Genomic DNA, 20,527 nt, shown 5'->3' with positions numbered 1-20,527 from the left:
ACTCGCGAAATGCGGGTCTTTTTCTTCTATAATGACGCGCTATAAGTAGATTTATCACCAAGCTGGTATACACTTTGCAGGCAATTCCTGAATAAGTGGCATTTGCCGCTGCCTTGCCATCTTGGTTGTTGAGAATTGATATAGGAAGACGACTTTGACTACTGAAAAGAAAACGATGAACATCTCTGAAATTCAAGAGCTACTACCTCATCGCTACCCATTCTTATTGATCGACCGTGTGATTGACTTCCAAGAAGAGAAGTACCTTCACGCAATTAAAAACGTGTCGGTTAACGAACCTCAGTTTACAGGTCACTTTCCACAGCTACCAGTATTCCCAGGCGTATTGATCTTGGAAGCGATGGCTCAGGCGACAGGCCTACTTGCATTTAAATCATTTGGTGCACCAACGGAAAACGAACTGTACTACTTCGCAAGTGTAGACGGTGCTAAGTTCCGTAAGCCAGTAGTACCAGGCGATCAAATGATTATTGAAGTAGAATTTCTGAAAGAGCGCCGTGGCATTGCTGCATTTAGCGGTGTAGCAAAAGTTGACGGCGAAGTGGTATGTTCAGCTGAGCTGAAGTGTGCTCGTCGAGAGTTTTAATATGATTCATGAAACCGCTAAAATCCACCCAGCAGCGGTGGTAGAAGAAGGCGCGAAAATTGGCGCTAACGTGACCGTTGGTCCTTTCACTTACATCACCTCTACGGTGGAGATTGGTGAAGGCACTGAAGTGATGTCTCACGTAGTGATCAAAGGCCACACCAAAATTGGTAAAGATAACCGCATTTTTCCACATGCTGTGATTGGTGAAGAGAACCAAGACAAGAAGTACGGTGGCGAAGATACAACAGTGGTTATTGGTGACCGCAACGTGATTCGTGAAGCGGTTCAAATTCACCGTGGTACGGTTCAAGATAAAGCAACAACAGTGATTGGTGATGATAACCTGCTGTGTGTTAACGCTCACATCGCACACGATGTTATCGTAGGTAACCACACTCACATTGGCAACAACGCGATCCTTGGTGGTCACGTAACGGTTGATGATCATGCTGGTGTTATGGCACTTTCTGCGATTCATCCGTTCTGTACTGTTGGTGCTTATGCTTACGTTGGCGGCTGTTCTGCCGTTGTTCAAGACGTACCAGCTTACGTACTCGCGCAAGGTAACCATGCGACGCCATTTGGTTTGAACTTGGTTGGCTTGAAGCGTAATGGTTTTGAAAAACCAGAGATTCGTGCACTACAGAAAGCGTATAAAGAAATCTACCGTTCAGGTAAGACTCTGGAAGAAGTAAAACCAATCCTAGCTGAAATGGCACAAGAGTGGCCAGCAGTGAAACGTTTCTCAGACATTCTGGAAACGACGGAACGTGGCATCATTCGTTAATCAACGAGTGAGCGGTTAAATAGAAAAGATCGCGCCCAAGCAGGGCTGCGGTCTTTTTGTGTTTTATGGATAACGGTTTGTGTGAGAGAAAGTGTAAACCGTTATCCATAGCGCACAGGAAAAATAGCGAAGTAGATATGGAAAGACCATTACGTATCGGCATCATTGCCGGAGAACTGTCTGGCGACACGCTAGGTGAAGGCTTTATCAAAGCGGTGAAACAACAATACCCTGACGCGGAGTTCGTTGGTATTGGCGGTCCAAAGATGATCGCTCAAGGTTGTGAGTCTCTCTTCGATATGGAAGAGCTTGCTGTAATGGGCTTAGTAGAAGTTCTAGGACGCTTACCAAGACTGCTAAAAGTCAAAGCTGAGCTTGTTAAGTACTTTACTGATAACCCGCCAGATGTCTTTATTGGTATCGATGCACCAGATTTTAACTTGCGTGTTGAACTGGATTTGAAAAATGCAGGGATAAAAACCGTGCATTACGTGAGCCCTTCAGTTTGGGCTTGGCGTCAGAAGCGTATTTTCAAAATTGAAGCAGCAACCAATCTAGTGCTGGCATTCCTTCCGTTTGAAAAAGCGTTCTACGACAAATTCAATGTACCTTGTGAATTCATTGGTCATACTCTTGCAGATGCGATTCCACTGCAATCAGACAAAGCGCCTGCTCGCGAGCTATTGGGTCTAGAACAAGATAAGCAATGGCTAGCGGTGCTTCCGGGGAGTCGTGGTAGTGAGCTGAAAATGCTCTCTCAACCCTTCATTGAAACGTGTAAAAAACTCCATCAGAAATTCCCAGATCTTGGTTTTGTCGTTGCGTTAGTAAATCAAAAACGTCGTGAGCAATTCGAACAAGCGTGGAAAGAATACGCTCCAGAATTGGACTTTAAGTTGGTGGATGATACAGCGCGTAACGTAATTACGGCTTCAGACGCGGTGATGTTGGCTTCCGGTACCGTGGCCTTAGAATGCATGTTACTTAAGCGTCCGATGGTGGTGGGTTACCGTGTGAACGCTATGACGGCATTTCTTGCTAAACGATTGCTGAAGACTAAATACGTATCGCTACCGAATATTTTGGCTGATACCGAATTGGTCAAAGAATATCTGCAAGAGGATTGCACACCGGATAATTTATTCAACGAAGTGTCTCGCTTGCTAGAAAGTGACAACCAAGAAATGTTGGATAAGTTCACCGAAATGCACCACTGGATCCGTAAAGATGCGGACCAACAAGCCGCAAATGCGGTTCTAAAACTGATTGAAAAATAGAGATTTATCATGGCTGTTAAACCAAAAGCGACCAAAACCAAAGTTGAACTACCACCGTTTGAATATCCACAAGGCTATCAATTGGTTGCCGGTGTTGATGAGGTAGGACGCGGTCCTTTGGTTGGCGATGTCGTGACTGCGGCAGTGATCTTAGATCCGAATAACCCAATTGAGGGTTTGAACGATTCTAAAAAACTGAGCGAGAAAAAACGCATGGCGCTGCTGCCAGAAATCAAAGAGAAAGCGTTGGCTTGGTCAGTAGGGCGCTGCTCTCCAGAAGAAATTGACGAGCTAAACATCCTGCAAGCGACGATGGTTGCTATGAAACGTGCGATCGCTGGTTTGGAAGTGCAGCCAGACTTAGCTCTTATCGACGGCAACCGTTGCCCGCAACTTCCGATGGACTCGCAAGCCGTCGTGAAGGGCGATTTGCGTGTTGCTGAAATCAGTGCTGCTTCTATCATTGCGAAAGTCGTTCGTGACCAAGAAATGGAAGAGTTAGACAAGCAATACCCACAATTTGGTTTTGCTAAGCACAAAGGTTACCCAACCAAAGCGCACTTTGAAGCAATTGAACAACACGGTGTGATCAGTGAGCATCGTAAGAGCTTCAAACCAGTAAAGAAAGCGCTCGGCATCGAAGAATAAGCCAAAGTGGTATAACGGGCATATCGGTGTTATAAACCATGCCCGCTTTAGGTTAGAATCCCAAACAAGATTTAGTTTTACGGTACCTGTTAATGTCAGATCCTAAGTTCATTCACCTTCGAATCCACAGTGATTTCTCGATGGTGGATGGTATCAACAAAGTTCCACCGCTCGTTAAGAAAGTCGCCGAGCTCGGCATGCCAGCAATGGCGTTGACCGATTTCACTAACCTATGTGGTTTGGTGAAATACTACGGCACTGCGCACGGCAGTGGTGTGAAACCAATCATCGGCGCAGATTTCAAAATGCAATCGGATGAGTTTGGTGAGGAACTGACGCAACTGACCCTATTGGCTGCAGATAACGAAGGTTACAAAAACCTGACCTTATTGATCTCTAAAGCCTACCTTCGTGGTCACGTACAACACCAACCTGTGATTGATAAAGCTTGGTTAGCCGAGCTGTCAGAAGGTGTGATCGTATTATCTGGCGCGAAAAATGGTGAAATTGGTAAAGCGTTACTTAAGGGTAACCGCAAAGTGGTGGAAAGCTGTGTAGCGTTCTACCAAGAATATTTCCCAGACCGTTTCTATTTAGAGCTGGTTCGTACTGGTCGTTCCGACGAAGAGACTTACCTGCACTTTGCCATCGAATTGGCAGAAGAAACGCAATTGCCAGTAGTCGCGACCAACGAAGTAGTCTTTCTCAGCGAAGATTTATTTGACGCTCATGAAATTCGCGTTGCGATCCATGACGGTTACACACTAGAAGATCCGCGCCGTCCAAAGAATTACAGCCCAGAACAATACCTGCGTACTGAAGAGGAAATGTGCGAGCTGTTTGCCGACATTCCGGAAGCACTAGAAAACAGTGTCGAAATTGCCAAGCGCTGTAACGTCACAGTACGTCTTGGCGAATACTTCCTCCCAGCTTTCCCAACCGAGGGTATGGAAGAGACTGATTTCTTGGTCATGAAGTCTCGTGAAGGTCTGGAAGAGCGTCTAGAGTTCCTATTCCCAGATGAGGAAGAGCGCAAGCAACGTCGTCCTGAATACGATGACCGTCTACAAATCGAACTCGACGTAATCAACCAAATGGGATTCCCAGGTTACTTCTTGATCGTAATGGAGTTCATTCAGTGGTCGAAAGACAACGCGATTCCTGTAGGTCCGGGTCGTGGTTCGGGTGCTGGTTCTTTGGTGGCATACGCATTAAAAATCACCGATCTTGATCCGTTAGAATATGACCTTCTATTCGAACGTTTCTTGAACCCAGAACGTGTATCCATGCCCGATTTTGACGTCGACTTCTGTATGGATAAACGTGACCAAGTAATTGATCACGTAGCAGAAATGTACGGTCGTGATGCGGTATCACAGATCATCACCTTCGGTACCATGGCGGCAAAAGCGGTAATTCGCGACGTAGGTCGTGTACTGGGGCATCCGTTTGGTTTTGTAGACCGCATCTCCAAACTGGTACCGCCTGACCCGGGTATGACTCTGGAGAAAGCGTTTAAAGCTGAGCCAGCACTGCCTGAGTTGTATGATGCTGACGAAGAAGTTAAAGAACTGATCGATATGTGTCGCATCCTAGAAGGTTGTACACGTAACGCCGGTAAGCACGCGGGTGGTGTTGTAATCTCACCAACCACAATTACAGACTTCGCCCCGATTTATGCTGACTCGGAAGGTCACTTCCCAGTTACTCAGTTCGATAAGAACGACGTTGAAACCGCTGGTCTGGTTAAGTTTGACTTCTTGGGTCTGCGTACCTTAACCATCATCGACTGGGCGTTGGGTCTGATTAACCCGCGTCTAGAACGTGAAGGCAAAGATCCTGTTCGCATCGAATCAATTCCACTGGATGATGCGGCGTCATTCCGTTTGCTGCAAAACTCAGAAACCACTGCGGTATTCCAGCTTGAATCGCGCGGTATGAAAGAGCTGATTAAACGTCTGCAACCGGACTGTTTTGAAGACATCATCGCATTGGTGGCACTGTTCCGCCCAGGACCGCTTCAATCGGGCATGGTAGATAACTTTATCGACCGTAAGCACGGTCGTGAGGCGATCTCTTATCCTGATGAAAAGTGGCAACACGAATCGCTTAAAGAGATTCTGGATCCGACTTACGGCATCATCCTGTATCAAGAACAGGTAATGCAGATCGCACAGGTACTGTCTGGCTACACCCTTGGTGGTGCGGACATGCTTCGTCGTGCGATGGGTAAGAAAAAACCGGAAGAGATGGCGAAACAGCGTGCTACCTTCGAAGAGGGGGCAATTGCCAACGGCGTCGATGGCGAGTTGGCGATGAAGATCTTCGACTTGGTAGAGAAGTTCGCGGGTTACGGCTTTAACAAATCTCACTCGGCAGCCTACGCACTAGTTTCGTACCAAACGCTATGGCTGAAGATGCACTATCCAGCGGAATTCATGGCAGCGGTAATGACTGCCGATATGGATAACACTGAGAAAGTGGTTGGCTTAGTAGACGAATGTTTCCGCATGAAGCTCACCGTGCTTCCGCCTGACATCAATGCCGGCTTGTATCGCTTTAACGTAGACGAGAATGGCGCGATTGTTTATGGCATCGGCGCGATTAAAGGTGTGGGTGAAGGTCCAATCGATGCGATCTTGGAAGCGCGCAACAAAGGCGGTCACTTCATCGACCTATTTGATTTTTGTGCGCGAATCGACCTGAAAAAGGTCAACAAACGTGTCATCGAAAAGCTGATTTACGCAGGCGCACTCGATAGACTGGGTCCACACCGTGCGGCACTAATGGCATCGCTTAATGACGCGGTGAAAGCGGCAAGCCAACACCACCAAGCGGAAGCATTTGGTCAAACGGATATGTTCGGTGTATTGACCGATGCTCCGGAAGAGGTGGAGCACAAATATACTCAAGTGCCAGCATGGTCAGAGAAAGTATGGTTAGAGGGTGAACGTGAGACGCTCGGTTTATATTTGACCGGACACCCAGTTAACGCATACATAAAGGAACTAAATAAGTACGTTAGTTGTCGACTAAAAGACGCAACCCCAACTCGTCGTGATCAATCCGTGACAGTCGCGGGTTTGGTGATTGCAGCTCGTGTAATGACAACCAAGCGCGGTACACGAATCGGTATCATGACTCTGGACGACCGAAGTGGTCGAATGGAGGTGATGTTGTTCTCGGATGCGCTTGATAGGTATGCAGAACTTCTCGAAAAAGATAAAATTTTGGTTGTTTCTGGACAGGTCAGCTTTGATGACTTCAACGGTGGCCTTAAAATGTCGGCGCGTGAAGTTATGGATCTGGGTACTGCGCGTGAGAAATATGCACGTGGTTTGTCAGTATCAATTGATGCTAAACAGATTAACGATAAATTCTTTGAGCAATTTACTCGTATTTTAGAACCGCACAAAGCCGGAACCGTACCTGTCAATGTATACTACCAGCGTGCCGACGCCAGAGCGCGGTTAACATTGGGCACCGAATGGCGAGTAACGCCAAGTGATACATTACTAGACGATTTAAAACAGTTACTTGGTAAGAGCCAAGTAGAACTCGAATTTAACTAAAAAATTCAGCGCAATACGTAAGACGCTGAGTCAAAAAGGATTCATAGATGAGCCTAAACTTTCTTGAATTTGAAAAGCCAATTGCAGAACTAGAAGCGAAAATTGAAGCGCTACGTGACGTATCTCGTCACGGTGGTGATTCTGCAATTGACCTTGATAAAGAAATCGAACAGCTTGAGAAGAAGAGCCTAGAGCTTAAGAAGAAAACCTTCAGCGACCTAGGTGCATGGGAAACAGCTCAACTGGCTCGTCACCCTTTACGTCCATACACGCTAGATTACATTCAGCACGTCTTCGAAGAGTTTGATGAGCTTGCGGGTGACCGCGCGTTCGCAGACGACAAAGCGATCGTTGGTGGTATTGCTCGTCTTGAAGGTCGTCCTGTGATGATCATTGGTCACCAAAAAGGTCGTGAAACCAAAGAAAAAGTAAAACGTAACTTTGGTATGCCAAAGCCTGAAGGTTACCGTAAAGCACTGCGTTTGATGGAAATGGCTGAGCGTTTCAACATGCCAATCATCACTTTCATCGACACAGCAGGTGCATACCCAGGTGTTGGCGCTGAAGAGCGTGGTCAATCAGAAGCTATCGCGAAGAACCTTAAAGTGATGTCTGGTCTTAAAGTACCAGTAATCTGTAACGTTGTTGGTGAAGGCGGTTCTGGTGGTGCACTCGCTATTGGTGTTGGTGACTACGTAAACATGCTTCAGTACTCAACGTATTCAGTAATCTCTCCGGAAGGTTGTGCTTCAATTCTATGGCGTGATTCAGACAAAGCGCCTCAAGCAGCAGAAGCAATGGGTCTAACAGCTCCGCGCCTAAAAGAGCTTGAGCTTATTGACGAAATCATTGAAGAGCCGCTAGGTGGCGCGCACCGCGACCACGTTCAAATGGCTGCAAACATGAAAGCTAACTTGCTTCGTCAGCTAGAAGACCTTGAGCAACTAGACCACGAAACGCTACTAGAGCGTCGTTACCAACGTCTAATGAACTACGGTTACTGCTAAGCGCTAGCTGATATCTCGCAAGATAACAGATAAAATAGAAAGGGTTGGGCATATGCCTAACCCTTTTTTGTTTCTATCGGATGGCTTATGGAATCGCTTTACTCGCATTTTGCTCAAGTTCTCGACCGCTATTTTCAACCAGATACAAAGATTGTCTTGGCGTTTAGCGGCGGGGTTGATTCGCGTCTGCTACTTGAGCTGCTCAGTCGTTATCAGCAAGTGAACTCAACTGAATCTAAGTTACTCAGGTGTCAGGCGGTATACGTTCATCATGGTTTAAGTTCGAATGCCGATGATTGGGCAGACAAATGCTTGCTATGGGCAAAACATGTGAACATTCCATGCACTGTTGAACGGGTTGAGTTAGACATCAACAGCGGTGAAAGTATCGAGTTGTTGGCACGTGAAGCTCGTTACCAAGCCTTAGAAAAGCATATCCAAATGGGTGACTTATTGCTGACAGGGCAACATGCCGATGACCAAGTGGAAACCTTCTTGTTAGCACTTAAACGAGGCAGTGGACCAAAGGGGTTATCAGCAATGGCTGAAAGCATGCCGTTTGCTGGTGGCATATTAGTTCGTCCGTTGCTGACCGTTAAGCGAGAGCAAATCGAAGCGGCAGCCAGAGAGCAAAAACTGGACTGGGTAGAAGACGAAAGTAACCAAGATATTCGTTACGACCGTAACTTCCTCCGTCATCGAATTGTGCCTGAGTTATCTGAACGTTGGCCGAGTGTCCATCAAGCCGTTCAGCGCAGTGCGAGTTTATGCGCGCAACAAGAAGCCTTGTTGGATGAACTGCTAGGAGCGGCATTTGAGCGTGTTTTGCAAACTGATCTCAGCGTGAGTATTGAAGCACTCAATGAACACAGTGAACTCGCGCGGGCAAGGCTTATCCGAATGTGGCTAGCAAAGCTTGCAGTCAACATGCCGACGCAGGTGCAACTCAATCTGATTTGGAGTGAAGTCGCTTTGGCGCAACAAGATGCCAACCCAAAGCTCAAGCTCAAACAAGGCGAAGTGCGCCGCTTTCAACATCGTCTTTACTGGGTGAAAGAAAGTGTCGATGTCACAACATGGCACAGCGAAATTCAGCTCGACACACGATTGGTACTGCCTGAACATTTAGGAGAGTTGACGCTAAGCACAAGCTCAGATAACGCGACAATAGCGTTACCGTCTCAGCCAGATCTGCTCAGAGTGACGTTTAATCCAGAGGGGCTTTCTGCGCACCCAACCACGCGGAATCACAGTCGTAAGCTGAAAAAGTTGTTTCAAGAGTACAATGTGCCAAGTTGGCTACGTCGTCAAATTCCGATTTTGATGTACCAAAATCAGGTAGTCGCCGTTGGAGATTTGTTTGTTGATCAGGCTTTCAGTGGTCAAGACTGTGAACTTATCTGGCGCAAGTCGTTGTAATTCATGCCACAATATCGAATATAAAAAACAGATACTTAAATAAAAACGATTAGGTGAAGCAATGAAGAAAACAATCATGGGCGCAATGGTGGCGCTAACCATGTTGAGTGGGCAAGCACTGGCTGCTGGAGATGCAGCGGCAGGACAAGCGAAAGCTGCTGTGTGTGCCGCTTGTCATGGCGCGGATGGTATCGCGGTGATTCCGGGTTATCCAAATCTGAAAGGGCAGAACGAGCAATACATTGAAAGCTCGATCAAAGCGTATAAAGCGGGTCAACGTACCGGTGGTCTTGCGCCTGTGATGCAAGCACAAGCGAACTTGCTCTCTGACGAGGATATTGCGAACTTGGCGGCATACTATGCTAGCTTAAAATAGGTACGAACAATAAGTTACGTTAAGCCAGAGTTTTTGCTCTGGCTTTTTACTATTGACGAACACAACGTATGGTCTCAGTCACTTTGTATTTTGTTGCGTTCTTCGTCAAATAAACTCCATCAGTGTCAGGATTTTCAGTCGCTTGGTAATAACAAGGATTGAATGTTGTGGGACGCTAACCGATAATATGCGCAAACGATTGAAGCTTAAGGGATGAACATGAAAAAGATTGAAGCGATTATCAAGCCATTCAAATTGGATGATGTTCGAGAAGCATTGGCTGAAGTAGGCATTACAGGGATGACCGTCTCTGAAGTGAAAGGCTTTGGTCGCCAAAAAGGGCACACTGAGTTGTACCGTGGTGCAGAGTACATGGTGGATTTTCTGCCTAAAGTGAAGCTAGAAATCGTTGTGACTGAAGACGTTGCAGACAAGTGCGTAGAAACTATCATCGAAACAGCGCAAACGGGCAAGATTGGTGATGGTAAGATCTTCGTGACCGACGTAGAACGCGTAGTACGTATCCGTACAGGTGAAGAAGACGAAGACGCAATCTAACTCCGTCGAGATAGAATTAAGATTTCACTTCATTATGTGGTGAAAATTTGAGTAAGCTAAAAGGGAGCCGCGCATGGCTCCTTTTTTATTATTCGCATTTTATATCCAAGTAACCTCGAGATGCGTAGTTCAACGAAAGTGACCTGGTTTGCAGGCGTGGCAACGTTCTGAATTCTGCATCTTGAAGCCACTCGGGTATATATGTGACATTTTTGTGTTTAGGTAGGTTTATGTATCAGCGTTTTGCTTTTGCGTTAGTTTTTCTCATTATCGCTGGATTTGTGAGCTTTCAGGTCATTTTCACCGTGCCAGAACAGCCGCAAATTATTACTCAAACAGGGGCGAATATTACTCAAAACATCCGTTGTATGGAGTTTGATAAACCGCAAGCGCTCGATAAGGACGGTGAATTAAATGTCTTGGTGTGGAATATCTATAAACAGAACCGTGATAACTGGCAACAAGCATTGGATGCGTTTTCTGCCAATAAACAACTGTTGCTTCTACAAGAAGCGAGCTTAACGGATGAGTTTAAGAATTGGTTGGTAGAAGGGCATTGGGTGAGTAATCAAGTCAGTGCGTTCAAAGCATTGGGCAGCGGTGCTGGTGTGATTAGCATTGCTCAGCAAGCGCCAATCCGAGCTTGTGCGTATACATCGAAAGAGCCGTGGCTGCGTTTGCCGAAATCTGCGCTGTACAGCAAATATCAACTGAGCAATGGTCAAACTTTGGCAGTCGTGAACATTCATGCAATTAACTTTACCGTGGGCACAGAAGAATACACATCGCAGTTGTCTGCGTTAGAGATGGTATTGAAGGAGCACCAAGGTCCAATTCTGTTTGCTGGGGATTTTAATAGCTGGAGTGAAGAACGTGTCGCTGCGATGAAAAAGGCGTTACAAAAAGCGCATCTTCAAGAGGCTAAGTTTAACCAAGATGATCGAACTCAATTCATTACGGGATTGCCACTTGACCATGTCTTTTATCGTGGTCTGACCCTCAAAAATGCGAAAGCGCCGCAGAGCGACGCTTCCGATCATAATCCACTGTTGGTGTCATTTACGCTCAACGATGAGCGCTGACAGCGTTAAGTCCGTTTGAGGACTTAAGTAACAACGATGTACAGTGCCCAAATCATGTAGAATGCAATCCAAGGCAGGCTCGAAATCACAAGAGCCTGTCCGCGTTCAAACTCAGTCCAAGTTAGAACCACGCCATAACCTAATACAATGTACCAAGGCAGCAATAGCGGTAGTGAGCTTGCAAAATGTGACCATTCGTTGGTTAACGGCAGTTTCAACAGACCGTTAAGACTGTTTAGGTCTGCAGCGTAAGTCATCACTTCACCGTGTTTCAAAAGTAGGCTCGCGTAGCTGGCGATGTCACCCAGTACAGCAGGGAATAGAATTGCGCTTGAAGCGGCAAACCATTTCCAGTAACCGTATTGTTGTTTGCTCGCTTTTGTCGCTAGAAGGAACCAAAGCGACAGTAGAAGTAGCGTTGCAAAACGGTTAAACACGTCATTGATAATGGCACTTGCCATCAGCGTGTTCGGCTCCAACAGTTCAATCTGCTTAGGATCGATCTGTTGGAACTGAGCGGTTAATTGTTCACTCAACCAAGTGAAATCCACATTCGAGAAATAGGCACCCCAAAACAGGAATGGGCTGATCATCAAGAAGATGAACGGTTGCCACCCCCAGCCTCCACGCTGATACAGCGCCAAGAAGCACGATGTTGGAGATCGGAAAATATCCAACAACATTACAAGCGGGTTACTCGATGGGTTCATACACTTACCTTAGTTACGTCAACATACAACTTAAGCTTCTGACCTGGTTTCAGGTACTTCTGCTTTTGAAGAGAATTCCATTTCACGATGTCGTTACTCTTCACCTTAAACTTGCTTGCAATACCACTGATGGTGTCGCCTGAGCGTACGTTGTAGAACACAGTGCGAATTACCGCACCTTTGTCTGAGTTCTTCCAAATCACCAGTTTTTGACCGACGCGCAGTGTGTCTTTTGGTCCCATACCGTTCCATTTCGCTAGGGATTTATGAGAGACCTTGTTCTCACGCGCGATAGACCACAAGCTCTCGCCAGATTGGACGGTGTGCGTCAATTTGTATTGACCACGAGCTTGAGATTGCATTTTGTTGAGGCGATTTTCAGCACTTAAAGCGTACTTAGAATCGTCTTTTGTTGACGTTGGGATCATCAGGTACTGACCAACGCGGATATTGTTGTTTGATAAACCATTAGCACGTTGGATAACTTTCGTTGTCGTGCCGTACTTTTGAGCGAGCACGCTGAGTGAGTCACCAGACTTCACTTTGTAGCGTGCTACTTTAACCCCTTTACCACGGTTCTTTTTCACTTGGGCAAGGAACTGATCCTTTTTCTCAATAGGAATAAGAAGTTGATGTGGTCCTTCTGGGGCGGTAGACCATTGGTTGTAAGCAGGGTTGTAACCTTGTAGCTCTTTTACGCCAATGCCTGCGTAATCAGCAGCAATCGCAAGATCGAGTTGCTCTTTCGGATCAACAAGTGTCAGTACTGGTTTGTTTGGGATCGGTGGGATCTCGATGCCGTACTTATCTTGGTTAGCGACGATGTCGGCAAGAGCAAGGAGCTTAGGAACGTAACTGCTTGTCTCCTTTGGAAGATCCAAAGAGAAGAAGTCTGTTGGCTTACCAAGCTTTTTGTTCTTACGAATGGCACTTGATACACGACCACCACCACTGTTGTACGCCGCGATAGCATGATCCCAGTTACCATCAAAGCGCTTGCTTTGTTGCTCTAGGTAATCGAGTGCAGCATTAGTTGACGCGTACACGTCGCGACGACCGTCGTACCAGTAGTTTTGCTCTAGTCCCATCATTTTACCCGTACCAGGCACGAACTGCCAAAGCCCTGCTGCGCTGCCATGAGAGTATGCAAATGCATCAAACGAGCTCTCTACCACAGGCAGAAGCGCCAACTCCATTGGCAGTCCACGTTCTTCGATGCGTTTTGTAATCATGTACAAAAACGGCTGTGCACGTTCTGAAACGGTGCGCAGGTGGCTAGGGTGCTTCAAATACCATGTGCGGTAGTAAGCAATTTTCTTGTTGTCTGGGATGTCCATCTCAAGTTGCATGCCGATACGTCGCCATACATCTTTTTGTTCCTGAGGAGAAAGGGCTTTTGGGGTCTCTTTAGCAGATTTCTTTGCTATTGATTGCTTTTTCTCGGAGTCCGTTTGAGCTGCATCTTGTTTTACTGCTTGCTCGGACTTATTGGTTTCTGGTGCTGGAGTGTTTGTTGAATCTGACTGAGTCAATTGACAGCCAGAAAGTAATAACGCCAACGCCCAACTGTACTTTAAACGCATGGATTCAGCCTATTTAGGGCCTGTTTATCTTCTCCTGCCTGTCGCGCAGCTAAGGTGCGTGGCAGTCGCAAGATAATAGACATCTTGTAACACTAACTAAAAGTAGGGCACATAGCCGCTACTGTATGCGTTTGGGTGAAATACAAACTGCTTTATATCAGCCCCTAAACGCAATAGAAGCGCCAGAGGCGCTTCTATGAAAATCAGCTCACGATAATACTTGCGTCGAGCAAGTTTACAAGCAGAAATTGGTTAAAATTCGTTCTTCCACTCACGTAGAGCTGTAAAAACCGAGCATGGATCGCTATTTTCAATACGGTTTGCGACGGATTGAATAACTTCCGCGTTGGTCGCACGAAGGAATGGGTTAATGAGTTTCTCTTTACGCAGCGTTGTCGGGAGAGTTGGAATGTTCAGCCCACGTAGGCGATTTACGTCGTCGCGGTACTGGCGCAAGTGTTCATTATCCGGCTCAACGGCAAGGGCAAATGCTACGTTACTTGCGGTGTATTCATGAGCGGAGAATACCTCGGTTTCTTCAGGAAGCTTGGAAAGCTTACTTAGGGATTCGAACATTTGCTCTGGTGTGCCTTCAAAAATGCGACCGCAACCAGCTGAGAACAACACATCGCCGCAGAAAAGCTTACCGTCACCGACATAGCCAATGTGACCCAGAGTGTGACCTGGTAAGCCAAGTACCATAAAGATTTCGCCAAACAACTCTAGTTTGTCGCCTTCTTCCATCGCATTGGTTAAAGTTGGAATAGGCTCCGCTTTTGGGCCTACCACAGAAACATGTGGAAAAGCATGAACTAAATCTGGAACGCCACCAATGTGATCGTTGTGGTGGTGCGTAATTAAGATCGCTTCTAAAGTTAACTCGTTAGCCTGCAAATATTCTAACACTGGCTTAGCATCGCCCGGATCGACCACCGCACAACGCTTGTCGCTATTTTGTATCAGCCAGATGTAATTATCATTAAATGCGGGTATGCTTTTGATCTCTAACACGATTCGTTCTCCGTCACCCTTTTAATAGTCAGGTGGTTAATGAAACCAGCACTCAGCAACAAAACTTTACAGCACCCGTCGACTTGGTCAGAAATGAACAATGGTCCATGGGTACTTGAGTCAATCCAAACCCGCCTTGATGAGTGGTGTCCGAAGCTGTTCGGTTACCACATGTTGAAATTGGGTGGCTTGAGCTGTGAGCTAACCAGCTGTAGTTGTAACATTCAACACCAAGTCAACGTAGATATCCAGAACCCGTTGCATAATGTCATCGCAGATGGTTACGAATTACCCTTTTTAGAGAAAAGCTTTGATGTTGTTGTGCTGGCTCATCAGCTTGACTATGCAAGTGATCCCCATCGGTTGCTACGTGAAGTTGACCGCGTCATGATGGATGATGGTTATCTTATTATTACGGGGTTTAATCCGATCAGTCTCACTGGTGTAGCAAGTTTGTTGCCTTGGCGCAGAAACAACTTACCATGGAGCGGACGTATGTTCACCGCCAACCGTATCAAAGACTGGTTAGGTGTATTGAACTATCAAGTGATTCATTGTGACCGTTACGCGCTGTTTCCTATGACGCGTTACAAAACTATGTGGACGTGGCTAGAAAATAGCTTAGGCGATTGGGCATCACCGGCAGGAAGTTTGTACTATATCGTTGCTCGTAAACGAACGTACCCTCTCAAACCGATCAAGCCGCATTGGCGCTTGAAGAGAAAGTTAACACCACTGGGCGTGATGAACAGAGAGGGCAGTGCAGTGAAAAAGGTCTCAAGCGGTAAAAACTAAGACGCTTGGTACCCTGTATCTTCTTCGGTTGGGTTTTCTGCGGCTGCGCGTGCTAGCTCATCACAGATTTCGTTTTCACGATGACCCGCATGACCTTTCACCCAGTGCCAATCTACTTGGTGGCGAGCGGTTTCTTTATCGAGTGCTTGCCATAGATCGGCGTTCTTTACCGGCTTTTTATCTGCGGTCTTCCAGCCACGTTTTTTCCAGTTGTGTATCCATTGCGTAATGCCTTGGCGCACGTACTGGCTATCCGTTGTTAATGTTACTTGGCATGGCTCTTTTAATGTTTGAAGTGCCACTACTGCTGCCAACATTTCCATACGGTTGTTGGTCGTCAATGTGTAGCCTTTTGCTAGCGTCTTTTCTGTTTGTTTGTAACGCAGAACAATGCCGTAACCACCTGGACCAGGATTGCCTAAACAAGATCCATCAGTGAAAATCTCAACGTGTTTGGTCATATTTTTGGTACTATTAGCCGAAACATTTAATAAAGCATAGTCTGACACACATAACCTTATGAATACCAGCAGCAATTCTGAACATAATCGTATTGTCGTACTCGATACCGAAACCACGGGTATGAACCTCGAAGGCGGCCCGCACTACATGGGTCACCGCATTATTGAGATCGGTGCCGTGGAAATCATCAACCGTAAGCTAACTGGTCGTCACTTCCACGTTTACCTAAAACCGGACCGTGACATTCAGCCAGATGCAATTGAAGTACACGGTATCACCGATGAGTTTCTTGTCGACAAGCCGGACTATGCAAATGTCCACCAAGAGTTTTTAGATTTCATCAAAGGTGCCGAGTTGGTTGCCCACAACGCGCCCTTCGATACCGGCTTTATGGATTACGAGTTTGAAATGCTCGATCCGACGATCGGTAAAACGGATGACTTCTGTAAGGTGACTGATACCCTTGCCATGGCGAAGAAAATCTTCCCAGGCAAACGAAACAACCTCGACGTTTTGTGTGAACGTTACGGCATTGATAACTCACACCGTACGCTCCACGGGGCATTGCTCGATGCGGAGATTCTAGCTGACGTTTACCTACTGATGACTGGTGGACAAACAAGCCTAGAATTCAACGCTAACAAGAGTGACGGCGGTGCAGAAGGTATTCGTCGTGTTGAAGGAAGAAAAGCGCTAAAGGTTTTGCGTGCAACTGCCGATGAAGTAGAAGCACACCAGAAAAGATTGGAACTGGTGAACGACAGTATTTGGCAGTAATAGGAGAGACTATGTTGAGGGCTTTGTCAGTCGCTATTTTAGCGTTCTGGAGTTGTTTCGCGTTTTCTGCGAGCGAGTCCGCCATGTCTTTGTTAGATAACCGATTTCGTGTCGACCCAACCATCGAACAAATTACCTTTCTGGTTTATCGCGAACAGAGCTCTCAGCCCGTTGTTCTTGTCCGTCCTGATGGCAAAAAATATTATGCATGGGGTACCTACGACAATGTGCGTTGGTACCAAGAGCCTTCTCTGGACATCATATCGATTGATAATCCAATGCCAGGTCCTTGGCAGGCTGTGGGTAAGGTCACTCCTAAAAACAACATCCGTCTGATTTCACATCTCAAGCTGAGTACCGATGTGTTCCCTAATCGCCTTTACCACAGTGAGGCGCTTAAGTTCACCGCGCGTTTAACCTCAGACGATCAACCGTTGGTATTGAGAGATTTTCTAGACCGCGTCAATCTGCGCGTCACCTTCACCAAATTTGTTGAGAATGAAGACGAACTGATCAAAGAAGCACGACCAGTACCTATGGTGATCGGTGAGTTTGCCGATGATGGTCGTGGTTTGGATGAAAAAGCAGGTGATGGTGTATTTACGGTTCAGCTACCAATTGATGTTGAGCCGGGTAAGTACCGCGCACGCATTACATCAGGTAACGGGGTTTTCCTGAGAGCGCAAGAACAAATCGTGCTGGTCTATCCATCGCCAATTACGCGCACCTTTATTCAATCACGTCATGCAGACCAACCGCATCAGCTGGTGGTCAGTGGTGAACAAGGCATGATCACTCCGGGCTCTATTGCGGTGAACATTGAGCAGGAAGCGCCCGATGGTTTTATCAGTTATAGCCAAGGTCAAGTGTCGGCTGATGGCACGAAAACCACGCTCAAAATGGACAACGATCCAGAGCTAGGTAAATACTCATGGCACGGTGAGGTGTTTGCAACTGACTTAGCGACTAAGCGTTCATTAGTCTTCCCAATCAAAGAACAGTCATTTAGTGTTGTTGAAGAGGTGGATCTTGAAGCGGCTCGTGTTGCGAAAGAGGCGGAACTCGCTGAGCAGCGTCGTATTGAAATGGAAAAACGCATCATTGCTGAGCGCGAAGCGGAACGTAAGCGCAGCATGATCATCATAGGTATCGGAAACGTCATCGCACTGATTCTAGTGGTGCTATTCTGGATCATATGGAGCAAGGTAAAAGCCAAGCGTCAAGCTATGCCAGAGATGCAATTGGAAGTCCCTAAGAAGTAGGGCAAAGAAATGAGATTATAGAACGGAGCCGATTGGCTCCGTTTTTGTTAGATCGTCTTACTAGAGCTTTATACCCAAGTAACTCAGATACTCGGGTTCAGCGAGAATGAGTTGATGTGTAGACGCTGCGGCGATTTAAAGATCTTGATTCTAAATCAAGAATCGGCAACAAAGTATACAAGCCAAGGCCCTTACTATTTGTAAAGAGTGCCCTTTGAGAGTGTGTCATGAACTCGCTTTTTTATTAAACCAATGGCTGCACCAAACAACTTGGAAAGAGCTGGCTATTATACTGCGTTGTTTTCCTTACTCTCGAATCAATGACAACGCTCTGAATCCTGTATCTTGAAGTCACTTGGGTGTACTTTGGTTTAAAAACTGATATTTACATTGTGTGCTGCGTTTAAATTGAGGACTTTAGCTGTGACAATCAAATTATTAAATCTAGATCATTTACCTTTGCAAAGAGCGCTAGTGGAATCTGCATGCAACGCCTTTGTGCACGAAGAAGAGGTGGTAGCCGCAGTATTGCTTGGCTCATTGTCTTCAGGAAAAGGGGATCGTGTATCGGATGCGGATGTTATCGTGTTTACCAAAAATAACTTCCATAAAAATGTCACACCTTGCTTTGCTCTGTTTGAGGAAGGCAAAGAGATCTTCTATCGTCTTGAAGGCGATCACAATGAGAATGCTTGCTTTAAAAAGTACATCTTTAACGATCTGACCAGTGCAGAGATTCATTGCTTGGATCTTAATGAACCTTTCCAACTTTCAAGACCCTTCAAAGTTCTATTCGATAAAGCTGATATCATCGATGAGTTAGTAACCGATGAGCCAGCCCCAAAGCACGAAGATTTTCCCGTTTATACAAGTGGAGACCAAGGTCTGATTTGGGAGCTGTTTGACTGTATAAAATGGCTGAGTCGCGACAACAATGAGTTGGCAAAAAACTACCTCAAGAAACTCGCAGACAAGCTCTAGGTATAGTGTCTTACAAGCCGCTTGGTGACTAGGAGGTGTTTATGAAGTACAAAAAACGTCGGACGTACAAATATAACCTTCATTCCGAAGAACAGATTGAAACCGGTATCGCCCTCGCGCAGCCTTTTGACAGCCTGTTTCTCAGCCTATCCGAGCAAGGGGTGCTGACGATTAAGAAAGGTTACTCATGGGATGGAGCGAGTGGCGCAGCGATTGATACTCAAAACATCCTCAAGGCGTCTTTGGTGCATGACGCGTTGTACCAGCTCATGAGGGTGGAAGTATTGCCGCAAAGCAGTCGAGAGCAAGTGGATAGGCTTCTACGTCAAATATGTCTCGAACACGGCATGTCGAACTTTAGGGCTTCCTACATCTATTACGGAGTCAGAGTGTTTGGTGGATGTTTTTCCAAACCGGATCTTTTATCTGTCTAGCTAGGCTCTCTTGGTAAGTAGATTCTGAATCACGTTCGTTCCTCACTGTTCAGAATGACGGAAATCTAGGAACACTGTGCGTGCAGTCACTTGATAACTCAAAGTAAACCGTCATTCTAGCGAGCTTCAACGAGACTAAGAATCTGCTATCAGCGCTCTATGGCTTTGGGGCGTCATTATCTAAGGAACACGTGGAAAGTAGATTCTGAATCACGTTCGTTCATCACTATTCAGAATGACGAAAACCTAGGAACACTGTGCGTGCAGTCACTTGATAACTCAAAGTAAACCGTCATTCTAGCGAGTTCCAGTGAGACTAAGAATCTGCTATCAGCACTCTAGGACTTTGGGACGTCATTATCTAAGGAACACGTGGAAAGTAGATTCTGAATCACGTTCGTTCCTCACTGTTCAGAATGACGAAAACCTAGGTACACTGTGCGTGTAGTCACTTGATAACTCAAAGTAAGCCGTCATTCTAGCGAGCTCCAGCGAGACTAAGAATCTGCTATCAGCGCTCTAGGGCTTTGGGGCGTCCTTATCTAAGGAACACGTTGAAAGTAGATTCTGAATCATGTTCGTTCCTCACTGTTCAGAATGACGAAAACCTAGGAACACTGTGCGTGTAGTCACTTGATAACTCAAAGTAAGCCGTCATTCTAGCGAGCTCCAGCGAGACTAAGAATCCGCTATCAGCGTTCTAGGACCTTGGGGCGTCCTTATCTAAGGAACGCGTGGAAAGTAGATTCTGAATCACGTTCGTTCCTCACTGTTCAGAATGACGGAAATCTAGGAACACTGTGCGTGTAGTCACTTGATAACTCAGAGTAAAGCGTCATTCTAGCGAGCTTCAGCGAGACTAAGAATCTGCTATCAGCGCTCTAGGGCTTTGGGGCGTCCTCATCTAAGGAGCACGTGGAAAGTAGATTCTGAATCACGTTCGTTCCTCACTGTTCAGAATGACGGAAATCTAGGAACACTGTGCGTGCAGTCACTTGATAACTCAAAGTAAACCGTCATTCTAGCGAGCTCCAGCGAGACTAAGAATCTGCTACCAGCGTTCTAGGACCTTGGGGCGTCCTTATCTAAGGAACGCGTGGAAAGTAGATTCTGAATCACGTTCGTTCCTCACTGTTCAGAATGACGGAAATCTAGGAACACTGTGCGTGTAGTCAC

The 20,527-nt window shown here is 46.3% G+C and carries 19 protein-coding genes; 15 read left to right on the top strand and 4 right to left on the bottom strand.

What is annotated here, in order from left to right:
- Positions 1–154 precede the first annotated feature (154 nt).
- The 10 genes from fabZ to NL647_RS20735 all read left to right on the top strand — a co-directional run bounded on the left by fabZ (position 155) and on the right by NL647_RS20735 (position 11,336).
- Positions 155–607 (top strand): 3-hydroxyacyl-ACP dehydratase FabZ, encoded by a 453-nt coding sequence (fabZ, locus tag NL647_RS20780; protein ID WP_005430234.1) that lies wholly within the window; start codon positions 155–157, stop codon positions 605–607.
- 1 nt (position 608) lies between these two features.
- Positions 609–1,397 (top strand): acyl-ACP--UDP-N-acetylglucosamine O-acyltransferase, encoded by a 789-nt coding sequence (gene lpxA / locus NL647_RS20775; RefSeq protein WP_005446164.1) that lies wholly within the window; start codon positions 609–611, stop codon positions 1,395–1,397.
- A gap of 137 nt (positions 1,398–1,534) precedes the next feature.
- On the top strand, positions 1,535–2,674 hold the full coding sequence (gene lpxB / locus NL647_RS20770; RefSeq protein WP_009698636.1) for a lipid-A-disaccharide synthase: 1,140 nt from the start codon (positions 1,535–1,537) through the stop codon (positions 2,672–2,674).
- 9 nt (positions 2,675–2,683) lie between these two features.
- A complete protein-coding gene (gene rnhB / locus NL647_RS20765; protein ID WP_253650643.1) occupies positions 2,684–3,322 on the top strand; it encodes a ribonuclease HII in 639 nt (212 codons plus the stop codon).
- A gap of 92 nt (positions 3,323–3,414) precedes the next feature.
- Positions 3,415–6,894: a DNA polymerase III subunit alpha gene (gene dnaE, locus NL647_RS20760; protein ID WP_253650642.1), complete on the top strand. Its 3,480-nt coding sequence runs from the start codon at positions 3,415–3,417 to the stop codon at positions 6,892–6,894.
- A gap of 47 nt (positions 6,895–6,941) precedes the next feature.
- Positions 6,942–7,901 carry an acetyl-CoA carboxylase carboxyl transferase subunit alpha gene (gene accA, locus NL647_RS20755; RefSeq protein WP_005446156.1) on the top strand — a complete coding sequence of 320 codons (960 nt, stop codon included), beginning with the start codon at positions 6,942–6,944 and terminating at the stop codon, positions 7,899–7,901.
- Between the two features lie 87 nt (positions 7,902–7,988).
- Positions 7,989–9,320 (top strand): tRNA lysidine(34) synthetase TilS, encoded by a 1,332-nt coding sequence (gene tilS, locus NL647_RS20750; protein ID WP_253650641.1) that lies wholly within the window; start codon positions 7,989–7,991, stop codon positions 9,318–9,320.
- 61 nt (positions 9,321–9,381) lie between these two features.
- Entirely contained in the window at positions 9,382–9,696 is a 315-nt protein-coding gene (locus NL647_RS20745) for a cytochrome c (RefSeq protein WP_005446152.1), read from the top strand.
- A 219-nt stretch (positions 9,697–9,915) separates the two neighbouring features.
- Positions 9,916–10,254, top strand: coding sequence for a nitrogen regulatory protein P-II (gene glnB / locus NL647_RS20740; protein ID WP_005436810.1), 339 nt, complete (start codon positions 9,916–9,918; stop codon positions 10,252–10,254).
- A 230-nt stretch (positions 10,255–10,484) separates the two neighbouring features.
- Positions 10,485–11,336 (top strand): endonuclease/exonuclease/phosphatase family protein, encoded by an 852-nt coding sequence (locus NL647_RS20735; RefSeq protein WP_009703867.1) that lies wholly within the window; start codon positions 10,485–10,487, stop codon positions 11,334–11,336.
- Positions 11,337–11,359: 23 nt separating this feature from the next.
- Here the strand turns inward: NL647_RS20735 and NL647_RS20730 are convergent, their stop codons facing one another.
- The 3 genes from NL647_RS20730 to gloB form a co-directional block, all read right to left on the bottom strand.
- On the bottom strand, positions 11,360–12,046 hold the full coding sequence (locus NL647_RS20730) for a YIP1 family protein (RefSeq protein WP_253650640.1): 687 nt from the start codon (positions 12,044–12,046) through the stop codon (positions 11,360–11,362).
- Positions 12,043–13,629: a LysM peptidoglycan-binding domain-containing protein gene (locus NL647_RS20725; RefSeq protein ID WP_005446145.1), complete on the bottom strand. Its 1,587-nt coding sequence runs from the start codon at positions 13,627–13,629 to the stop codon at positions 12,043–12,045. The genes NL647_RS20730 and NL647_RS20725 overlap by 4 nt, the downstream gene beginning before the upstream one ends.
- A 252-nt stretch (positions 13,630–13,881) precedes the next feature.
- The gene (gene gloB / locus NL647_RS20720) at positions 13,882–14,640 is read right to left on the bottom strand and encodes a hydroxyacylglutathione hydrolase (protein ID WP_009703865.1); all 759 of its coding nucleotides are present in this window, start codon (positions 14,638–14,640) and stop codon (positions 13,882–13,884) included.
- Between the two features lie 39 nt (positions 14,641–14,679).
- Here gloB and NL647_RS20715 point away from each other — a divergent pair, with 39 nt between their 5' ends.
- Positions 14,680–15,435 (top strand): class I SAM-dependent methyltransferase, encoded by a 756-nt coding sequence (locus NL647_RS20715; RefSeq protein ID WP_005446141.1) that lies wholly within the window; start codon positions 14,680–14,682, stop codon positions 15,433–15,435.
- Here the strand turns inward: NL647_RS20715 and rnhA are convergent.
- Entirely contained in the window at positions 15,432–15,896 is a 465-nt protein-coding gene (gene rnhA, locus NL647_RS20710) for a ribonuclease HI (protein WP_005446139.1), read from the bottom strand. The two genes, NL647_RS20715 and rnhA, sit on opposite strands and share 4 nt — an antisense overlap.
- A 58-nt stretch (positions 15,897–15,954) precedes the next feature.
- Between rnhA and dnaQ the strand changes: the two genes are divergently transcribed.
- From dnaQ to NL647_RS20690, 4 genes are all read left to right on the top strand, one after another.
- A complete protein-coding gene (dnaQ, locus tag NL647_RS20705; RefSeq protein WP_038899081.1) occupies positions 15,955–16,674 on the top strand; it encodes a DNA polymerase III subunit epsilon in 720 nt (239 codons plus the stop codon).
- Between the two features lie 11 nt (positions 16,675–16,685).
- Positions 16,686–17,936: a TIGR03503 family protein gene (locus tag NL647_RS20700; protein ID WP_009698629.1), complete on the top strand. Its 1,251-nt coding sequence runs from the start codon at positions 16,686–16,688 to the stop codon at positions 17,934–17,936.
- A gap of 474 nt (positions 17,937–18,410) precedes the next feature.
- Positions 18,411–18,917 (top strand): nucleotidyltransferase domain-containing protein, encoded by a 507-nt coding sequence (locus NL647_RS20695; RefSeq protein WP_005446134.1) that lies wholly within the window; start codon positions 18,411–18,413, stop codon positions 18,915–18,917.
- A 41-nt stretch (positions 18,918–18,958) separates the two neighbouring features.
- Positions 18,959–19,351 (top strand): DUF1353 domain-containing protein, encoded by a 393-nt coding sequence (locus NL647_RS20690; RefSeq protein WP_253650639.1) that lies wholly within the window; start codon positions 18,959–18,961, stop codon positions 19,349–19,351.
- Positions 19,352–20,527 lie beyond the last annotated feature (1,176 nt).

The organism is Vibrio sp. Y29_XK_CS5, assembly GCF_024181835.1.
Lineage (GTDB): Bacteria > Pseudomonadota > Gammaproteobacteria > Enterobacterales > Vibrionaceae > Vibrio > Vibrio harveyi.
Note: the sequence above shows the minus strand (reverse complement) of the source record. Positions and strands in the feature narration are given on the sequence as shown.